Annotated in this window: 14 protein-coding genes; 13 read left to right on the top strand and 1 reads right to left on the bottom strand. The window is 33.2% G+C overall.

Annotated features, from left to right (window positions below):
• Nucleotides 1–19: 19 nt before the first annotated feature.
• From RNZ47_RS02405 to RNZ47_RS02345, 13 genes are all read left to right on the top strand, one after another.
• Complete coding sequence (locus RNZ47_RS02405) at nucleotides 20–1,225, top strand: primase-helicase family protein (RefSeq protein ID WP_311935820.1); 1,206 nt, start codon at nucleotides 20–22, stop codon at nucleotides 1,223–1,225.
• A 209-nt stretch (nucleotides 1,226–1,434) separates the two neighbouring features.
• Nucleotides 1,435–2,289 carry a DUF8464 domain-containing protein gene (locus RNZ47_RS02400; protein ID WP_311935816.1) on the top strand — a complete coding sequence of 285 codons (855 nt, stop codon included), beginning with the start codon at nucleotides 1,435–1,437 and terminating at the stop codon, nucleotides 2,287–2,289.
• Nucleotides 2,273–2,788: a mobilization protein MbpA gene (gene mbpA / locus RNZ47_RS02395; RefSeq protein WP_311935813.1), complete on the top strand. Its 516-nt coding sequence runs from the start codon at nucleotides 2,273–2,275 to the stop codon at nucleotides 2,786–2,788. The genes RNZ47_RS02400 and mbpA overlap by 17 nt, the downstream gene beginning before the upstream one ends.
• Complete coding sequence (locus tag RNZ47_RS02390) at nucleotides 2,785–3,645, top strand: relaxase/mobilization nuclease domain-containing protein (protein ID WP_311935809.1); 861 nt, start codon at nucleotides 2,785–2,787, stop codon at nucleotides 3,643–3,645. Before mbpA ends, RNZ47_RS02390 begins: the two co-directional genes overlap by 4 nt.
• A gap of 16 nt (nucleotides 3,646–3,661) precedes the next feature.
• The gene (locus RNZ47_RS02385) at nucleotides 3,662–3,973 is read left to right on the top strand and encodes a DUF6730 family protein (protein WP_311935806.1); all 312 of its coding nucleotides are present in this window, start codon (nucleotides 3,662–3,664) and stop codon (nucleotides 3,971–3,973) included.
• A gap of 177 nt (nucleotides 3,974–4,150) precedes the next feature.
• Nucleotides 4,151–6,877 (top strand): hybrid sensor histidine kinase/response regulator transcription factor, encoded by a 2,727-nt coding sequence (locus RNZ47_RS02380; protein WP_311935803.1) that lies wholly within the window; start codon nucleotides 4,151–4,153, stop codon nucleotides 6,875–6,877.
• A gap of 353 nt (nucleotides 6,878–7,230) precedes the next feature.
• The gene (locus RNZ47_RS02375) at nucleotides 7,231–8,559 is read left to right on the top strand and encodes a sugar porter family MFS transporter (RefSeq protein ID WP_311935800.1); all 1,329 of its coding nucleotides are present in this window, start codon (nucleotides 7,231–7,233) and stop codon (nucleotides 8,557–8,559) included.
• Between the two features lie 4 nt (nucleotides 8,560–8,563).
• Nucleotides 8,564–10,183, top strand: coding sequence for a glycoside hydrolase family 32 protein (locus RNZ47_RS02370; protein WP_311935797.1), 1,620 nt, complete (start codon nucleotides 8,564–8,566; stop codon nucleotides 10,181–10,183).
• An 11-nt stretch (nucleotides 10,184–10,194) separates the two neighbouring features.
• Nucleotides 10,195–13,296 (top strand): SusC/RagA family TonB-linked outer membrane protein, encoded by a 3,102-nt coding sequence (locus tag RNZ47_RS02365; protein WP_311935794.1) that lies wholly within the window; start codon nucleotides 10,195–10,197, stop codon nucleotides 13,294–13,296.
• Nucleotides 13,297–13,314: 18 nt separating this feature from the next.
• On the top strand, nucleotides 13,315–15,012 hold the full coding sequence (locus tag RNZ47_RS02360; RefSeq protein ID WP_311935791.1) for a RagB/SusD family nutrient uptake outer membrane protein: 1,698 nt from the start codon (nucleotides 13,315–13,317) through the stop codon (nucleotides 15,010–15,012).
• 19 nt (nucleotides 15,013–15,031) lie between these two features.
• Complete coding sequence (locus tag RNZ47_RS02355) at nucleotides 15,032–16,447, top strand: DUF4960 domain-containing protein (RefSeq protein ID WP_311935787.1); 1,416 nt, start codon at nucleotides 15,032–15,034, stop codon at nucleotides 16,445–16,447.
• Between the two features lie 9 nt (nucleotides 16,448–16,456).
• Nucleotides 16,457–17,998: a glycoside hydrolase family 32 protein gene (locus tag RNZ47_RS02350; protein WP_311935783.1), complete on the top strand. Its 1,542-nt coding sequence runs from the start codon at nucleotides 16,457–16,459 to the stop codon at nucleotides 17,996–17,998.
• A 146-nt stretch (nucleotides 17,999–18,144) separates the two neighbouring features.
• Nucleotides 18,145–19,029, top strand: coding sequence for a carbohydrate kinase family protein (locus tag RNZ47_RS02345; protein ID WP_311935780.1), 885 nt, complete (start codon nucleotides 18,145–18,147; stop codon nucleotides 19,027–19,029).
• A 470-nt stretch (nucleotides 19,030–19,499) separates the two neighbouring features.
• On the opposite strand, the gene RNZ47_RS02340 is transcribed toward RNZ47_RS02345, so the two are convergent.
• Entirely contained in the window at nucleotides 19,500–20,411 is a 912-nt protein-coding gene (locus tag RNZ47_RS02340) for an ABC transporter ATP-binding protein (protein WP_311935777.1), read from the bottom strand.
• Nucleotides 20,412–20,414 lie beyond the last annotated feature (3 nt).

Here is a 20,414-nt window from a genome sequence, read left to right as displayed (position 1 = left end):
CATGGCATAAACACTTCTTATGAAACAGATACCTTATATACGTGTGGGAACGTCCTATTATAAACGCGTGAAAGCCCCAACTATAGCTGGTCACTTCAATGAAATCTTGGTGCATTGGAACATGGAGACCATCAAACAGGACCATGGCAAAGACCACTTAAGCAAAATCCCAAAATATGATGGCTTTACCTGTATTCCAAGCCATGTAGATTTCAAACAGGAATATTTAGGGTTCTATAATATCTATTCCCCGTTGGGTAAAGCGCCCAAAGAGGGAAATATTACGTTGTCCCTCAAATTCGTAAAACACATTTTTGGAAAGCATTACGAACTGGGATTGGACTACCTCCAATTGTTATATCTAAAACCCATCCAAGTACTTCCCATATTATGTTTGGTCTCCAAGGAACGCTCCACGGGAAAAAGTACCTTTTTAAAATGGCTCAAGGAAATCTTTGAGAACAACCTGACCTATTTGACCAATGACAGTTTTAGCAGCCAGTTCAATGCCGATTGGGCAAACAAGCTGTTGATATGCATCGATGAAGTTCTGTTCAATAAGGAAGAGCTCACGGAACGCATCAAATACCTAAGTACCACCAATATCAATAAATTGGAGGCCAAGGGCAAGGATAAGCGTGAAGTTGAGTTCTTTGGCAAGTTTATCCTGTGCAGTAACAATGAAGATAGTTTTATAAAGATAGATGCCAATGAAACCCGGTTTTGGGTAATCAAGATACCATCAGTGGAAAAAGAACAAACCGACTTTCTTGAAAATCTGGTTGAAGAGATACCTGCTTTCCTTTATTATCTAACAAACAGAAAATTACATTCAAGGCACTTAACCCGGATGTGGTTTACGGCCCAACAAATCAAAACAGCGGCCTTGATAAAGTTGGTCCAGAATAACCGCAACCGGGTTGAAAAGGAACTGGCAAGTATTCTGATCAGCGTGATTGAAAAATTTGATTTGAACGAAGTACACCTCTGCCCCATAGATGCCCTTTACGTTCTGAACAAGACACGGGTGAAAACAGATTTGACGCAGCTTCGAAAATTGCTGAAAATAGATTGGAAACTTACTAACCAATCCAATTCGAATAAATATCAAAAAATGGTCATTTGGAGTGATGGAGATATCAATCTAACAGATGGAAAAGGACGCTATTTTACGGTGAAAAAGGATTTCTTGACCAAAAATTTTGATGACACGATGACGGAATGAGCTAACACCACTGTTTATAAGGGCTAAGGCTGTCATCAAACCGTCATCAAACTGTCATCAAAAAAAATAATGATGACGGAAAAACGATTAAAAAACACTTAAATGATGATGTGATGACAAAATGATGACAAGGAAAACCCAGTAAGGATAAGGGTTTAGAGGTTGCTGTCATCATATCATCAAAATAACACCTAAAAACACATTGGCTTATGAAAAGAAAAATAAATTGTGAAACAGCCCGTAATTTTCCAGTGGAAAAAGCACTGGAAAAATTAGGGCACTTTCCCAATCGCACAACGGAACAAGAAGCTTGGTTTCTGAGTCCATTTCGGTCAGAAACCCAAGCCTCTTTGAAAGTCTCCAGAACTAAAAACAGATGGTACGACCACGGCGAAGGTGTAGGTGGTAATGTAATTGATTTGGTATGCAGGATTTTAAGATGTACAATAAAAGAAGCGCTGTCCTTTTTAGATGATGATAATGCTATCGGTTCTATCAAACGGCACCCCTTTGGCAATACCTTGGAATACCAGATTCAAATTATAGAAGTGAAGGAATTAGAACATCTTGCCCTGCTCCAATATTTAAGTTTAAGAAGTATACCCATAATAGTTGCCAAAACCTATTGCAAAGAAGTATGGTATAACTATAGGGATAAAACGTTTTTTGCTGTGGGCTTAAAGAACCATAAAAGCGGCTGGGAATTAAGAAACAGGCTTTTTAAAAATAGTAGTAGCCCAAAATCCTATACAATCATTCAAAACAAAAACAAACAACTAATTCTATTGGAAGGAATGTTTGACCTATTGTCCTTGGCTACTTTGGATACAAAACTTTTGAACACCTCGGATATACTCGTTTTAAATTCCCTGGCTTTTATTAGGGACGCTGAAAAATATTTTGAAACATATGATTTGGTACACCTTTATTTGGATAGGGATGCAGCTGGACTTAAGGCTACCAAGTATATAATTGATAAGCACAATCATGTTTTGGATAAAAGTAATAGATATGAAAACCATAAAGATTTAAACGACCTATTAAGCCATGAAAAAGGAAGATGAAAATGATTTTTATTTTAAAGAAGAAACAACACGGACACTAAAGATTCCTACTGAAGTACTCGGTCAATCTGATAGTTTGGAACTTGATTTGGAAAAAGATCTATCGGAAAACGAAAAGCTTTTGGGTAGGAATTCGAGATGTGTGCCTGTGGACACATTCTCGTTTGCTCCCCTTGGTCGCAAAGTAAAAAAAGTGTTTAAGGGGAAAGGTGACCTCGTTAAGTTTCGATGTTCCGTATATGAAAAAAAGCTGCTAAAAGTAAAGTCAAGTCGTAGTGGATTGACCTTAAGCGAATATATCCGACGTAGCTTATTTGGTCAGGAAATCACGGAACGATTTTCAGATGAACATATTGAAATATATAAAATGCTTATTAAATATCACAATAATTTTAAGTCCATTGGAAACATGTACAAAAAACGAAATCCGAAGCTTACCCAAGAAGTATATGATTTAGCAAATGACATCAAGAAACATCTTAAAAAATTTCAACCATGATAGGCAAAGGCAAAAGCATATCACACACCATGGCATCCATGTCCTATGGATGGAATCAGGAAAAGGATGCTGAAGTGGTCCTCAAAGAATTTCTGCATGGTGATACACCCAAAGAAATCACCCAAGAGTTCAAAATGCTCCAGGACCAAAATTACCATTGTACAAAAAACACCTTGTCTTTTGTTTTAAGTCCGACCATTCAAGATGGCAAACGGTTGGGAAAGGAAGAGCTGCATGCCATTACCAAACGCTTTATACATGAAATGAAATTGGGGGAACGACAAGCCATCGCCTTTGTACATCAGGACAAAGAGCATAAGCACATCCATCTATACGTCAACCGTATTGATTTTAGAGGGGCTGCCTATAACGATAGCTTTATTGGGAAACGGAGTCAACAGGCTGCTGAGAAAACTGCGGAACACATGGGATTGACCACCGTAAAACAGATCCAATTTGAAAAGGAGTTCAATCTAAAGGAAATACGAACTGAAATCAAGCGGCGGCATGATCTGACCATGAAACAGTTCCAGCCCAAATCCTTTGATGATTATGTAAAAGCCATGCAGGTAAATGGGGTTAAGGTCATCCCGACCATTAATAATCAAAACAAGCTACAGGGCTTTCGGTTTGAATTTGATGGTCATAACTTAAAAGGTAGCGAAGTACATCGTAATATGTCTCTTGGTAATATTGGAAAACAGATATCAGGTATCCACGGGGCAAGAATATTAAAGGAAAACAATGTAAGCGTCACACTAGCTAGTAAGGTGGTTGATTTGACACCGAGTTTGGCTCTTAAAATCACCAAGTTCATTATTAAAAAAGCCATCAAAGGGATGGATATAGGCTATTAAATAAAACAGGATAATCATGACAAAACTAGAAGAATTATCTGCTTTATTGGTCAACGAGCTTCATGAATTTAATAAGAACATTGAAAAATTGGAATCAATCAGCCAGCAATTAAATGACCTGAAAATCCAAATGGATATGTCGGAATATAAAACTCTCTTTGCTGACCATCAAAAAGAAATAACGACACATAAAAGCATGATAGAAGGTTTTGAAAGCCGCTTTAATGATAAAATTAAGGAGGCTAAAATTTATCCTACTTGGGCGGTGGTGGTTTTTATAATTGCCCTGTTGTTTGGTTTTTGTTCAATAATTTACGGAGCTATCTAAAAAGTGTTTAACAATTTATTGTTTTTTTAAACATCTTTTTAGATGTTATGATTCATAATTGTCAATATAAAAGGGGTAGTGTTAAAAATACTTTTATTAATTTTCGAATAAAATAAATATCAGGGAATAGTTCCACTAAATATTTTTTACATTCGATAAACATACCATAATAAAAAAATGAAAGAGATTAACTTGTCAAATATTTCAAAATCAATCTTTCTTATAGCTGTAATTTTAATTTTAGGATGTTCTAAAGGTTCAGAACCAAAAAAGTACAAAATAGGATTTTCGCAATGTATTAGTACTGATGATTGGAGAAAATCAATGGATCATGAAATGAAAGTGGAAGCTTCATTAAATGAAGAAATAGATTTAAATATTTTTCAAGCTAATGGAAATATAGAACTTCAAAAATCACAAATTGAGTTCATGATAAGTAATCGTTTTGATGTAATTATTGTTTCTCCTCTAAGTTCAGAACCATTAGTTCCAATAATTGAAAAAGCTTATGATAAAGGGGTTCCTATTATTATTGTAGATCGTAAAATTAATTCACAAAAATTCACAGCATATATTGGAGCCAATAACATTGACGTTGGTCGTACTGCCGCAAATTATATAGCTTCACAAAATGAAAAAAAAATCAATGTTTTAGAATTAAGAGGAGGTGATGATTCTTCACCAGTTATAGAACGACATTCTGGGTTTAATCAAGTAGTTAACAATGAGCCAAATATAACTGTTTGTTGTAGTATTAAAGATGGAGATATTGGCCGAAGAATACCTCAAATCATAGATTCTTTAAATGTGAAACCAATTAACTATGTCTTCGCATTTAATGATGGAATTGCTTACAATACTTGGAAAATTTTTAAATCTAAAGGAATTGAAAAAACTATCAAATTTATTGGTGTAGATGGTTTAAATGGTGAAAATAATGGTATTCAATTAGTACAAAAAGGGATATTGGCTGCAACTATATTATATCCAACAGGTGGTGATGAAGCCATAAAAATTGCCATAAAAATTTTGAGAAAAGAAAAGGTTCCCAAAAACAATATATTGAGTACCACCGTAATTGATTATAGAAATGCTGAAATTATGAAAAATCAGTATGATAAAATTAATAAACATCAAAATGACATAGAAATTCAACAAGAAAAAATAAAAAAACAAGAACAAACATATACCACGCAAAATAAAACATTGAAATTGGTTCTAGGATTGTTAATCATTAGTATATTTTTAATAATACTTACTATTTATTCATGGAGTTTGATTAGAAGAAAAAAACGCCAATTAGAAATAAGCAATAAAAAGATTCTAGTTCAAAGAGATCAGATAAAGACCAGTAATGATGCTCGGTTAAATTTCTTTACAGGATTATCGCATGAGTTTAAAACACCAATTACTCTTATTTTATCATCTATTGAATCCATAATTGAAGATAATATTAAGAGAGATTTTAAACTAAAAAACGAATTGGGTTTAATTTTTAATAATTCCAAGAGATTACTTAGACTAATTAATCAATTATTGGACTTTAGAAAAGTTGAAGACAGAAAATTTATTTTAAGAGCCTCAGAAACAAATATCTTCAATTTTACTAATAGTATCTATAGGGATTTTGAGCGTGAAGCCATAAAGCGTAATATAGATTTTCAAATACATAGTAATAATGAAGATTTGCTTGTTTACATAGATAGAAATCTAATGGATAAGGTGTTTTTTAATTTGTTATCAAATGCCTTTAAATTTACCCCAAATAATGGGAAAATTTCTATTGATATTATAGATAATAAGACTACCAATTTTGTCAATATTCATTTTAAAGATTCAGGAATAGGTATTCCAGAAAATGAACTAAAAAATGTTTTCAAACCCTTTTTTCAAGGTTCAAATAATAATAATCTTAGTTCTGGTATTGGATTACATATTTCTAAAGAGTTTATTGATCTTCATAAAGGAAAGATTGAAATCAAGTCTAATAATGGTGTTGAGATAATTATAGTGCTTTATAAAGATAGAACTCACCTCAATAGTAATCAAATTGTTTTTGAATCCGATAACCTTGAAAGTCCTAATTTAAATTTTATTACAGATTATGATGATGATTTTACACCTATAATCCTCAATAAAAATGAAAGCGAGAGATTTAGTATTTTGATTATTGAAGATAATTCTGATTTAGTAAAGTTTTTAAGAAATAAACTATCACAAGTATATGAGATACACGAATCGGATGGTCATGATGGAATTGAGAAAGCTTTCGAAATCATCCCCGATATTATAATTTGTGATGTTAACTTACCTATTAAAAATGGTTTTGAAATTTGTGAAATTTTGAAGAAAGATTTAAGAACTTCTCATATCCCAACCATTATTCTAACAGCACTAAGCAATAAAGAATCATATATTAAAGGTTTAGAGTCAGGTGCAGACTTGTATTTAACTAAACCGTTTAGTTTATCTATACTGTTCCAATCTGTAAAAACCTTATTGTATAATAGAGAAAAACTAAGATATTATTATATTAATAATATTCATAAGTTAAATGAGAACCATGATTTTATTGCAACTGAACAGGATTTCCTTCATAAAATGAATGCTATAATAGGTGTGAACCTTGATAACTCTAATTTCACAGTTGAAATTTTAGCTGAAGAACTTGGAATATCAAGAGTGCAGTTATACAGGAAAATAAAAGCTATTTTGGATATTAAAGTTAGTGATTATATCCAAAATATAAGATTAGAAAAAGCAGAGGAAATGCTAAAGAATAATTTAGATCTATCCATTTCTGAAATTGCTTATTCTACAGGATTTTCTTCTCAGACTTATTTTTCTACCAGTTTTAAAGTCAAATTCGGGGTAACACCTAAGCGTTTCAGAGATAAGTTATAAACCAATTTTAACTTCAAATTATATATTCAATACTATTTGAGCTATTTGGGTTGTAAGTTATTATTTTGATTAAGATTAATTGAGGGTTCAATAACATCTAGGTCAAAATTTTATCATATTATAATTTCCTGTTATTACTTCTATGTAACATTTCTTTAAAAACCACTTTAGAAATGTAAAAAAAGTATCTTCTAAAACATGTTTTTAATTAGTAACTAATTGTTTTTTAGGTAGTTGTGTTTTTTTTATTAAATTTTTATTCTATGTAACAAATTTTAACCCTATTTCATTTATGGCTGCATAAATTGCCATTGGGAAATCAAAATCCCAAATAACTAAACTAAATACACCACATGAACAGAAAGATATTGATATGGTCTATTACCGCAGCTTTGGCTGGTTTCCTTTTTGGATTTGACACAGTAGTTATATCGGGCGCAGAAAAAAAATTACAACTATTATGGGGTTCTTCAGATATGTTTCACGGTGTTATTGTTATAGGAATGGCACTTTGGGGGACTGTAATTGGAGCCTTTTTTGGAGGAATACCAACTAATAAATTAGGAAGGAAAAACACCTTAATCTGGATAGGTGTACTATATACCATTTCAGCCATTGGTTCTGGTTTAGCAAACGACCCTTGGACATTTGCTGTTTTTAGATTTATTGGAGGCTTAGGCGTAGGAGCTTCAACTATTGCGGCACCAGCATATATATCTGAAATTGCGCCAGCGAAGGATAGAGGTAAACTAGTGGGTCTTTATCAATTTAACATTGTATTTGGTATTCTTATAGCCTTTTTATCAAATTACTTATTAAATAATGTGGGCGAAAACGCTTGGCGTTGGATGATAGGTGTCGAAGCTTTTCCTGCTGCTATTTACACAATATTTGCTTTAACAATTCCCAAAAGCCCACGTTGGTTACTTACCAAATTTAGAAATAGCGAAGCTATAGGAGTACTTAAAATTATTAATCCAGATCAAGATCCAGAAAAGCTCATGTTAGAGATTAAGGATGAGATGGAAAACACCGTGCCTAACGAAAATATATTTCTTAAAAAATATAGATTCCCTTTGATTTTGGCTTTTTTAATAGCTTTCTTTAATCAACTATCAGGTATTAACGCATTATTGTATTATGCTCCAAGAATTTTTGAAGAAGCAGGTCTTGGTGAAAGTACAGCCTTATTAAGTAGTATAGGAATAGGAGTTACCAATATGATTTTTACACTGTTAGGTATTATTCTAATAGACAGATTAGGACGAAAACAATTAATGTACATATGTTCATTTGGTTATATAATTTCATTGAGTCTAGTTTCTGCTGCCTTTTTTTTTAGTTGGGAAGGTAGCATTGTACCCATATTACTGTTCATGTTCATAGCATCACATGCTATAGGACAAGGAACTGTGATATGGGTATTTATTTCAGAAATTTTCCCTAACCATCTAAGAGGCTTTGGGCAATCATTTGGTAGTTCAGTGCATTGGGTGCTGGCAGCAGTTGTGCCTTCTTTGGTCCCCATATTATTTTCTACCATTGGAGCAGGCATGGTATTCTTGATTTTTGCCATAATGATGGTACTACAATTACTATTTGTGATTTTTATGATGCCAGAAACTAAAGGAGTATCTCTGGAAGAATTAAGCAATAAACTAATTAAAGAACGAAATATATAAGCCTATGAAACGTATTAATAATCCAAAATTTGTCATAACTATTTTGTTGTTATCATTATTTGTTAGTTGTAAAAATAAGACAGAAGAAAGTCAAATTACAGAAAACAAATCAGATAAAACAACATATTCAGAAGAAGATCTTTATCGCCCAAACTTTCATTTTACACCTAAAAAAGGTTGGATGAATGACCCAAATGGGATGTTCTATAAAGATGGGTTTTATCATTTATATTTTCAGCATTATCCAAATGGAAATACTTGGGGGCCTATGCACTGGGGGCATGCCATAAGTACAGATATGGTAACATGGAAAGAAATGCCTATAGCAATATACCCAGATGAAAAAGGGTATATTTTTTCAGGAAGTGCTGTAGTAGATATTAATAACAGTTCAGGGTTTTCCAAAGATGGTATTGTGCCTATAATAGCTATGTTTACATATCATGACATGGATGCTGAAAAGGCAGGAAAGACAAATTATCAATCTCAAGCTATTGCATATTCTTTAGATGAAGGTCAGACTTTTATCAAATATTCTGAAAACCCAGTAATTAAAAATCCAGGAATAAGAGATTTTAGAGATCCTAAAATGGTTTGGGATTCAATTCACGAAAAATGGCTAATGGTATTGGCTGCTGGGCAAAAAATTATGTTTTATAGCTCTCAAAATTTAAAAGATTGGAAACAGGAATCGGATTTTGGTACTGGTATAGGCGGACATGGTGGTGTTTGGGAATGTCCAGATTTCTTTCCCTTGAAAGTTCAAGGAACAAATGAGGTTAAATGGGTGCTGTTAGTTAGTATTAATCCAGGTGGTCCAAATGGCGGAAGTGCCACTCAGTACTTTGTGGGCGATTTTGATGGTAAACAATTTAAAATAGATCCATCATTTAAGAATGACTTAAATAAAAAAGAGAACAAATCTATTTGGATAGATTATGGAAGAGATAATTATGCAGGAGTTACATGGGCCAATATCCCAGATGCGGATGGTAGAAAATTATTTATGGGATGGATGTCTAACTGGGAATATGCCAATGCAGTACCAACTGAAACATGGAGAAGTGCTATGACGGTGGCAAGGACAGTTGAACTTCAAAAAGTAAATTCTAGTTATAAACTTTTGTTTAAACCTGTTAAGGAGCTAACCAATTATAGAGGCACTAAACTTGAAATGGAATCAGTAACAATAAATGGAAGTACCAAAATTATTGATTCAAAGTCAATCAATTTATCAAGTGCAGAAATTTATTTTCAAATTCCAGACTTAAAAAACAGTAGTTTCACCTTTAAGCTTACAAATATACAAGGGGATACTTTGGCTTTCGGTTATGATAATAGTAATAAAAACTTTTTTTTAGATAGAAGTAAATCTGGCAAAACTGAATTTTCAGAAAAGTTTGCAAATCGTTTATCCATGGTTAAACGAACATCGCTAAATCCAGATTTGTTTGGTACAATTATCCTCGATAAAACATCAATTGAATTATTTTTTGATAATGGAGAAACAGTAATGACAGAAATATTTTTTCCGAACTCTCCATTCGAAAAACTAAGTATAGAATCTAAAGACCAAGAGTTTACTCTTGGCAGCATTGAAATTCACAAACTAAATATTAACTAAATTAAATTAAAATGAAATTAAAACAACTTTTATTTCTGCCTGTATTTGCTCTTATGAGCGTTTGGGCACAAGCTCAGGTAAAAGGTACTGTTACCTCACAAGAGGACGGAATGCCTCTACCCGGAGTGTCTGTTATTGTATCTGGCACTACGCAAGGAGCTGCTACAGATTTTGATGGTAATTATGTGTTGGAAAATATTGATACAAATGCGATATTGGTTTTTAGTTATATAGGCTATAAGACAGTCAATATTCCAGTAAATGGGCAAAAAACAATTAACATTAAGTTAGAAATAGATAAAAATGAGTTAGATGAAATTGTAGTTGTTGGGTATTCAAGCCAAAAGAAGGCAGACATTACTGGTGCTGTGGCGGTAGTGGATATGGAAGAACTTAATAAACAAGTTGAACCAAACCCAATAAAAGCATTACAAGGACGGATTCCTGGGGTTCAAATTAGCACAGATGGATCACCTAGTGGGGGAAATACAGCCATATTAATTCGTGGTGTTGGAACTCTAAATAATACATCACCCCTATTTGTTATAGATGGTGTACCTACAAAATCTGGTATGCATGAGTTAAATCCTAATGATATAGCTTCCATACAGGTTTTAAAAGATGCTTCTTCTGCGAGTATTTATGGGTCAAGAGCATCCAATGGCGTCATTATTATAACGACAAAGCAAGGTAAAAGTGGAAGGGTTAGGATTGAATTTAGTTCATTCCTAACAGCATCTTCTTATGCTAATAGACTAGATGTTTTAAATTCTAAAGAATACGGAGAAGTGCTTTGGCAAGCCAATATAAATGATGGATTAAATCCTAATAATAACAATTTGAGTTATCAATTTGATTGGAGTTTTGACTCAGATAATAATGCTGTATTGGATTTTATTTCAGTCCCGGAGTTTTTGGATGATGAACAAACTTTAAAGTCAGCTGATACAGATTGGTATGATGAAATATCACAAACAGGGATTGCTAATTCTTATAATTTAAATGTTTCCAATGGAACTGAAAAAGGAAATTATTTGTTCTCAATAGGATATTTAGATAATGAAGGTATTGTAAAGAATTCAAATTTTGAACGTATTTCTGCACGTCTAAATACCAGCTTCAAACTTTTTAATAATAAACTTGAAATAGGCGAGAATTTATCTATAAATAAAACAGAAGAACTTCAAATCCCTGGAGTATTAGATTTAGCGTTGAAAGCATCTCCTATTATTCCAGTAAGAACTGTTGATGGTGAAGGATGGGGTGGCCCAGTTGGAGGTATGAATGATAGACAAAACCCTGTACGTTTGTTGGATGCCAATAAATATAACGGTTATGAATATCATAGATTATTTGGTAACGTTTTTGCTAATCTGCAACTCGCAAAAAATTTAAATTTCAAAACTAATTATGGATTGGATTATAGCAATTTCTATAAAAGATCATTACAGTTTAGTTATGAGTCAGGTTATTTAAGGAATGACCAAAATGCAGTTAACATTGAGAACTTTAGAAGCTCCAAGTTTACATGGACTAATACGTTAAATTATAAGATTAATTTAAAAAAGCATAACATAGAAGCTTTTATTGGTACAGAAATGTTTAAGGATAAATTTGAAAATCATTTTTTAAGAGCTGAAGATTTTACCATTGAAACTCCTGACTTTATGTTCCCAGATGCTGCAACTGGAGAAAAGTTTAATACTGGGTCAGCCACAGCATATACTTTATTGTCATATTTTGGAAAAATAAGTTATGATTTTGATGGAAAGTACCTATTTTCTGCAACCATAAGACATGATGGGTCGTCAAGGTTTGGAAAGAATAATCAGTTTGGAACATTTCCAGCATTTTCCGCAGGTTGGAGAATTAGTAATGAAACATTTATAGAAGATAACTTCTCCAAAATATCTGATTTAAAATTAAGAATGGGATGGGGGCAGACTGGAAATCAAGAAATAGATAATAGTGCTATCTATTCATTATATCTTGCAGATTATGCTGGAGGGGATCCAACATGGTCAACTTCTTATGGAACTGCTTATGATATTTTTGGGCAAGGAACAGGTTTGTTACCATCAGGGTTTAGATCAATTCAAATTGGTAATGACAACTTAAAATGGGAAACTACTACTCAAACAAATTTTGGTCTTGATTTTGGTTTTTTTAATCAAAAACTCTATGGTTCAATAGATTATTACAAAAAAGAAACAGAAGATATTTTGGTTTTACCACCGTATCTAGCAGCAATTGGTGAAGGTGGAAATAGATGGGTAAATGGCGCCAGCATGGAGAATGAAGGTCTTGAATTTTCAATAGGTTATAGAAATGAAACTTCGGGAGGTTTTACTTATGAAATCAATGCAAATATTTCTTCCAATAAAAATAAAATAACCAAGCTTCCAGAGGAGGTGAAAAATAATTATGGTGGCAATGGCGGTGATGATAATATTTTAGGTAGACCGTTAAATTCCATGTATGGTTATGTTGCAGATGGATTGTTTACAACTAATGAACAGGTGTTGAACTCTGCTGAACAACAAGGAAAAGGTTTAGGGCGCATTAGGTATAGAGATTTAGATGGCAATGGTGTTATTAATGATGACGATAGAACATGGATAGGAGTACCATATGCAGATTTTGCCTATGGCTTTAACATAAATCTGGAATATAAAGATTTTGATTTTACTATGTTTTGGCAAGGTATTGGAGAAGTTGATATTGTAAATCAGCTAAAGTATCAAACAGATTTTTGGAGTGTAGATGATATTGGTTCAAACAAAGGTTCTCGTCTTTTAAATGCTTGGTCACCAAGTAATACCAATTCTACTATACCAGCATTGACAACTATTGATTCAAATGCTGAATCTCGTTTCTCTACCTATTTTATAGAAAATGGCAGTTATCTTAAGTTAAGAAATATTCAATTGGGATATTCTTTACCTAAAACTATTTTGGATAAGTATGCAGTTAACAAATTTAGAATTTACCTAGGGGTTCAGAATTTGTTAACAATAACATCTTCTGGTTTCACTGGTGTTGATCCTGAAAATGCTGGGTTTGGATACCCATTACCTTTAACATCAACCCTTGGTTTTAACATAACATTTTAAACAATAAAAATATTAATCATGAAGAATATAAAATATTTATTTGGACTTATTCTATTAGTTACGGCTAATGGATGTTCCGATTTTTTAGAAGAAAGTCCAAGATCGGTTTTATCTGAAGAAGATTTAGTAACTCCAGAAAATATTGATGGTTTTGCCACTGCAGCTTATGCGGCATTAGGTAACGATCACTATGATATTCCATTCAGTTTATGGCCTTATGGAAATGTAAGGTCTGATGATGCCTACAAAGGAGGCAGTGGACCTAATGATATCCAAGTATTTCATTTTTTTGAAATATCTGAAAATATACGTACGGACTTTGGAGAGTTAGATAGATTCTGGTTTAATAGCTATATAGGCATTTCTAGAGTTAATCGTGCAATCAGAAATTTAGAAAGTATTAGTGAAAGCGATTTTCCTATGAAAGAAACTAGGATTGCTGAAATGAAATTTTTAAGAGGACATTTTTATTTTATGCTAAAGATAATGTTCAAATACGTACCCTACATTACTGAGGATGTGCCGGTTGAAGAATACGGTTCCATATCCAATAGAGATTTAACCAATGATGAGTTGTGGGATGCGATTGCGATGGACTTTGAAGCTGCAAAAGATGGACTTCCAGTGTCTCAACAGGAAATAGGTAGAGCAAATAGAACTGCTGCATATGCCTATTTGGCTAAGGTGCGATTATATCAAGCTTATGAACAAGATGAAAACCATAATGTAACTGGTATCAACCCATCTAAATTACAAATGGTAATTGATGCTACTAATAATGTGTTAGGTCAGGGGGCTCTTGAGTCGGATTTTGCAAATAACTTCTTGCCAGGAGAATATGAAAACGGGGTAGAATCAGTTTTTTCCATTCAGTTTACTGACAGTGATAACACGTTGCATGGCAGGCTAAATTATTCTGATGTATTGGCAACGCCACAAGGCTTAGGGTGTTGTGATTTTCATAAGCCTAGTCAAAACTTAGTTAATGCTTTTAAGACAGATGCTAATGGTGTTCCTTTATTTGACACTTACAATGAATCTAATGTTGACTACGATAATTTAAATAATGTACAGGTAGATCCTCGTTTGTATCATACTGTGGCCATACCTAATTTACCATTCAAATACGACAATGACTACATATACATGGAAGGCTGGAATAGAACCCCAAGCACATACGGTTATTTTGCTTCATTAAAAGAAAATGTGTCCCCTAACTGCGGAAGTTGTTTTGTTAATATAGACCCATTTTATGGTAACTCAAAAAACAGAATTCAAATTAGATATGCTGATGTTTTACTGATGCGAGCTGAAGCATTAATTGAACTTGGGCAGCACAATGAAGCTTTACCTATAATCAATCAAATAAGAAGTAGGGCTTCGCAGAGCACAAACTTTATTGGTTATGCAACAAATTTAAATATAAGTCCATATATAGATGGCGTTAACTGTACATGGACCCAAGAGTTTGCAAGAAAAGCATTAAGGTGGGAACGCCGTTTAGAGTTTGCCATGGAAGGTAGTCGTTTCTTTGATTTGGTTAGATGGGGAATTGCAGAAGAGACTCTTAATAAATACTACTTAGAGGAAAGTGAGGAAGTAGAGTATTATGAAGGTGCAAATTTCAACTCTGGCGTAGAAGAATACTGTCCAATTCCTCAGGCACAAATTAATTTCAGTCAAGACGTTTACAAACAAAATAAAGGATATAATTAATCTATTAAAAAATAATATTATGAAACATACATTAAACATAATAAAGATAACAATACTAAGCTTATTTATTATTATAAATTATTCATGCTCTCAAGATCGTGAAATAGAAGCTGCTGCTGATGCTATAGTTCCTTCAGTAGAAAATTTAAATGTTGAATTAGTTGGTGATATTGCTACCGTAACATGGAGTAATCCAACATATACAGGAAATGTTACGACAGTATTAAAACACAACAACGGATTGGAATTACTCGATTTTTCAAAATCAAGTTATGAATTTGAAATTCGTGAAGTTAATATAGAATACTTTTTTACTCTAAAATTAAAAGATAATGATACAGGAAACTTCTCGTTAGGAGAAACAGTTAGCTTAACCAGAGAAGGACCACAACCAGTTTTAAATTTTGCTGGCACACAAGAAGAAACTAACGTTATTTTGACCTGGGGTATCCAAGACACCAATATTACTGGTATAAAATTAACAATTGATGGTTCTGAAGTGATTGATTTGCCTAGTAATGCTACAACATACACACTTGAAAATGCTGAGCTTAGAGAATATAGTTTTAGAATAAACACGATTAATTCACAAAATCAAGAATCACCATCTAGAAACTTAATTTTTAAGGTTGGGAAAACTAAAATAGGTTATCTAGGTTTAGCAGCAGATGTTGCTTCAATTAGTGATGATGATGAAATGGCATCAGCTGCATGGCTTTTCAAAAATTATCCGGATGCGGAATATATCTCATTTGCAGATCTAGAGGCAGGAAAAGATTTAAGCGATTTTAGAGTGCTTTGGTGGCATTATGACAAAGATGATAACAACCCAGAACTTCCAGCTGAAGCGTTAACATCAAATGTGGTTTCTGCAATTACTAATTTTCATGCTAATGGTGGTGGTCTTTTACTTAATACCCATGCTATTGAATATTTATGGACCATTGGAAGAATTACAGATAATATAGGGAAACTTAAAGGAGCAGGTGCTGGATTTTCTAATGGAGACACATGGTCTGTTGGGATAAATATTGGTCTTGTGCATGATGAAAGCACTCATCCGGTTTATCAAGGATTAGATATTATACAACCAGATGAGCGTAAAATCATTCCATTAATAGGGCCAGGATACAGAGAGGATCATAATTTCGTGTTATGGATAGGAGATTATTATGGTATAGGCAATGCTAATGAGCAGGTGTATGCGAATTTATTTAATGACGCAAAACTTAGAATTCTTGGAGTTTGGGATGGCATTAGAGATTATTGGATGATGGCTAATTTTGAAGCAATGCCAAAAGCCGAATTTGAGGGCACTGCTATTGCTATTGGAATAGGTGCTTTTGAATGGAATCAAAACGACGGAACAAACCTCTATCAGGATAATATTGAGACTATAACAAAGAATGCATTAGAATACCTAAAAACTAAATAACTAACAACTATGAATTTAAAGAAAGTATTTAGTGCTTCAACACTGTTTTGTTGTTTACTAATGTTAATGAATTGTGATAACAATGATGATTTTTCGTCAAATTCAACAGCGCAGTTAGTAACTGTTGGGGATGAAACATATCGACCTGAATTTCACTATTCACCAGAGGAAAATTGGATGAACGATCCAAACGGTATGGTTTATTATAAAGGAGAATATCATTTGTTTTATCAGTATAATCCAAATGCTACAGTTTGGGGGCCAATGCATTGGGGTCATGCTGTTTCTACAGATTTGGTTAACTGGAATGAACTTCCAATTGCATTGTATCCTGACGATTTGGGTAATATTTTTTCTGGAAGTATAGTTGTCGACAAGAACAATACTGCTGGTTTTAAGACAGGCAGTGAAAGTCCTTTGGTAGCGATTTTCACCCACCAAAACCCATTGAATAATGAGCAAACTCAAAGTTTAGCTTACAGTAATGATAGAGGGAGAACTTGGGTGAAGTATCAAAATAATCCCGTTTTAGTTAATAATGATATTGTTGACTTTAGAGATCCAAAAGTGTCCTGGCATCAAGAGACACAAAAATGGGTTATGGTTGTAGCTGCTGGTGATGAAATTTTATTTTATTCATCACCTAATTTAATTGATTGGGAATATAAGCAGGGTTTTGGAATTGATTTAGGTGCGCACGGCGGTGTATGGGAGTGCCCAGATTTGTTTAAGATCAAGGATGAAAATGGACAGGAAAAATGGGCATTATTGGTTAGTATTAATCCAGGAGGACCAAACGGAGGTTCTGGAACTCAATATTTTTTGGGTGATTTTGATGGAGAAATATTTACCACCACACAAGAAAGTACTTTGTGGTTAGATTACGGAACGGACAATTATGCTGGTGTAACTTGGAGTAATGAGCCAAATAATAGAAATTTATTCATGGGATGGATGAGTAATTGGTCATATGCTCAAAATGTTCCAACCTATAGTTATAGAAGTGCAATGACATTCCCAAGGACGTTACATTGGCAAAAAAATAATGGGAAAAGCATAATTGTAAGTAAACTGCCAACGGAGATGATCTATGCAATTGGTGGTAAAGTTGTTGAAAACAATAATGCTGGAAGTAGATTTGAATTGCTGAATGATGAAACATTGGGAGAAGGTAAATTCTACCTAGAAACTACTATAGATTTTAGTGCTATTAATGAAGCAAAAATTGAATGGGGTAATAAAAGCTCAAGCGTTGTTATAAAATATAACAAAATTAAAGGTGAATTAATCTTAAATAGAGCAGAATCTGGATACAAATTTAACAACTTGAATAGTAATATTTTAAAATGTCCATATGTGTTACCTGATTCGAATCAGTTAAAAATAAATATGCTGGTCGATAAGTCTTCAATGGAAATTTTTCTTAATGATGGTGAACGGGTTATAACAGCTTTGGTATTTCCATTAGCACCTTTTAAAAATTTAGAGATTACTGCTAACGAGGAAATACAATTTATTGAACAGATTAAAATTAATAAATTGTCAAAGTAGCCTTGCTTAAAAAGGCAGCATTAAAATATTTACCGTTAAAAGAACAAAGTAATAATATAGAGTTTGAGTTAGTTTTTTTATTTAGTTATTTAAATTCCAGAAGATATTAGTGGTTTTAATATCTTCTGGATTAAATTAATATTGATATGTCAAAAATCACATGTTTCGGAGAAGTGTTGTGGGATGTATTCCCAACCCATAAAAAAATAGGAGGTGCACCTTTAAATGTTGCAAATAGATTGCAATCATTAGATAATGAGGTTACTATGATCAGTGCTATAGGTAATGGAGAAAATGGTGCTAAATTGCTTAACTATATTAAAGATGTTGGTATTGATTCAAGTTGTATACAAGTACATAATGAATATAAAACCGGAAAAGTAAAAGTGATGCTGAACGAAAAGGGGTCTGCTTCTTATGACATTAAATATCCAAGAGCTTGGGACAAAATCAGATTAACAGAAGTGAATAAAAAAGCTGTAAAAAGCTCGGATGCATTTGTTTTTGGGAGTTTAGTGGCAAGAGATGATAGTTCTAGAAGCACCTTATATGGCCTCATTGAGTTAGCGAAATACAAAATATTCGATTTAAATTTAAGACCACCTTACTATACAAAAGACGTTTTGTTTCATTTAATGGATAAGGCCGATTTTATTAAGTTTAATGATGATGAACTTTTTGAGGTATGTAAATACATGGGCTCTAAATTTAATTCGCTGGAACAGAATCTTATGTTTATTTCAGAAAAAACAAATACAAAACAAATCTGTGTAACAAAAGGGTCGCATGGAGCTGTTTTGCTATACGACAATAAATTATATTACAATAGTGGTTTTCTTGTAAAAGTTATTGATACTGTAGGTGCAGGAGATTCATTCTTGGGCACTTTAATCAGTCAATTATTAAATAATGTAAATCCTCAAAAAGCAATAGATTTTGCTTGTGCCGTAGGGGCATTGGTGGCGCAAAGCGAAGGTGCGAACCCAGTTTTGTCGAGATCTGATATTGATGCTTTTATAAACCCACATTGATAACTGATTAAGTTCAGAATTAAATACAAAAATGATTTCTTAATAGAAAAAAGAAAAAATTTAGCTTAGCTCAGACAAACGAAGAACCTTATCCAAATTATCACAGGTATTTTAAAATATTATTATAATTAAGTTTATAACAGAAGGATGCAAATTCAATTAAAATCATGTCAAATTCAACTAAATGAGTTAAATTATTGTTAAAAAGGGGCTAATTCGGTGTCAGTAAATTTCACACCCTCTTAAAGACCTTTAAAAACACAGGTTTTCCCATTTTTGGTTAGTTCCACCTTGAGTACCAAAAAACCCTGTTAACATTTTGTTTTACAGGGTTTTTGCTTTTTATAAAGTTGCAATGTAGTAACATTTCCGCATAATATTTTGTTTTGGAGGGTATGCCTAAATCAAAAAAAATCAATATTTTCTTGCTATAACAGAGGGTTGGCATAAACTAGAACATGTTTTAAAGACTATGAGGATGTTAACAGGTAGACAACTTGATTTGCGTTTAGCTGTATTTCACTTTCAAAAAACACAGTGTCACCGTTAAAATCGGCTTCAATCAAATAGCAATAGCCTTTAAAATAGCTTTGTTTTACGGTGGCTTTTAAATCGGATTTATCCACCACTTTAAGCTGATGCGCGTAAACAAAGGCATCGTCTATAACATTAAATTCATCGAAAAAAGAAGCGATTAATTTATTTTGAGGCGTTTTGTACAACTGTTGTGGTGTATCGTTTGCCATAATGCTAGTGGCATGCAAAACAATCATACGGTTCGAAAAAGGCAATACATCATCTTTATCGTGGGTAGCCACAATGCAAGCGATGTTTTTTTCTTTTAAATATTTAAATAAACTTCGGCGTAAAGACTGTTTTTTAAAATTATCAATGTGGCTAAATGGTTCATCCAACAAAATAATTTCGGGCTGTTTCGCAATGGCCCTTGCCAAAGCGACGCGTTGTTTTTGCCCGCCACTTAATTCTTTAACCAAAATGTTTTTAAAGGCTGTTAATTCAACAACCTCTAAAAGCTCATCAATCCGGTTCTTTTTTTCTTCGGGATAAAAGTTTGAAAGATAAGCGCCAATGTTTTCGGCTACGGTAATAAACGGCATTAAATCGAATTCTTGGGCGACGTATTTCATGTATTCCGGACCAATAACAAGATTGTGTTTCGGCCCCAGAATCTCTTCATCTTTCCAAAATATTTGTCCATCGTTTAAATCGTAGGTACCGTACAACAACTTTAACAGCGTACTTTTGCCCGAGCCGCTTTCACCAATAATAGAAACGTGTTCACCGGGGTTTACTTTAAAAGAAATGCCTTTTAAAATGGGTGCTTTTTTATATGAAAATGTTATGTTTTTAACTTGAAGCATAGC

Origin of the sequence: Hwangdonia seohaensis (assembly GCF_031932625.1) — a bacterium.
GTDB lineage: Bacteria > Bacteroidota > Bacteroidia > Flavobacteriales > Flavobacteriaceae > Hwangdonia > Hwangdonia seohaensis.
This window is presented reverse-complemented; position numbering and strand designations above follow the sequence as displayed.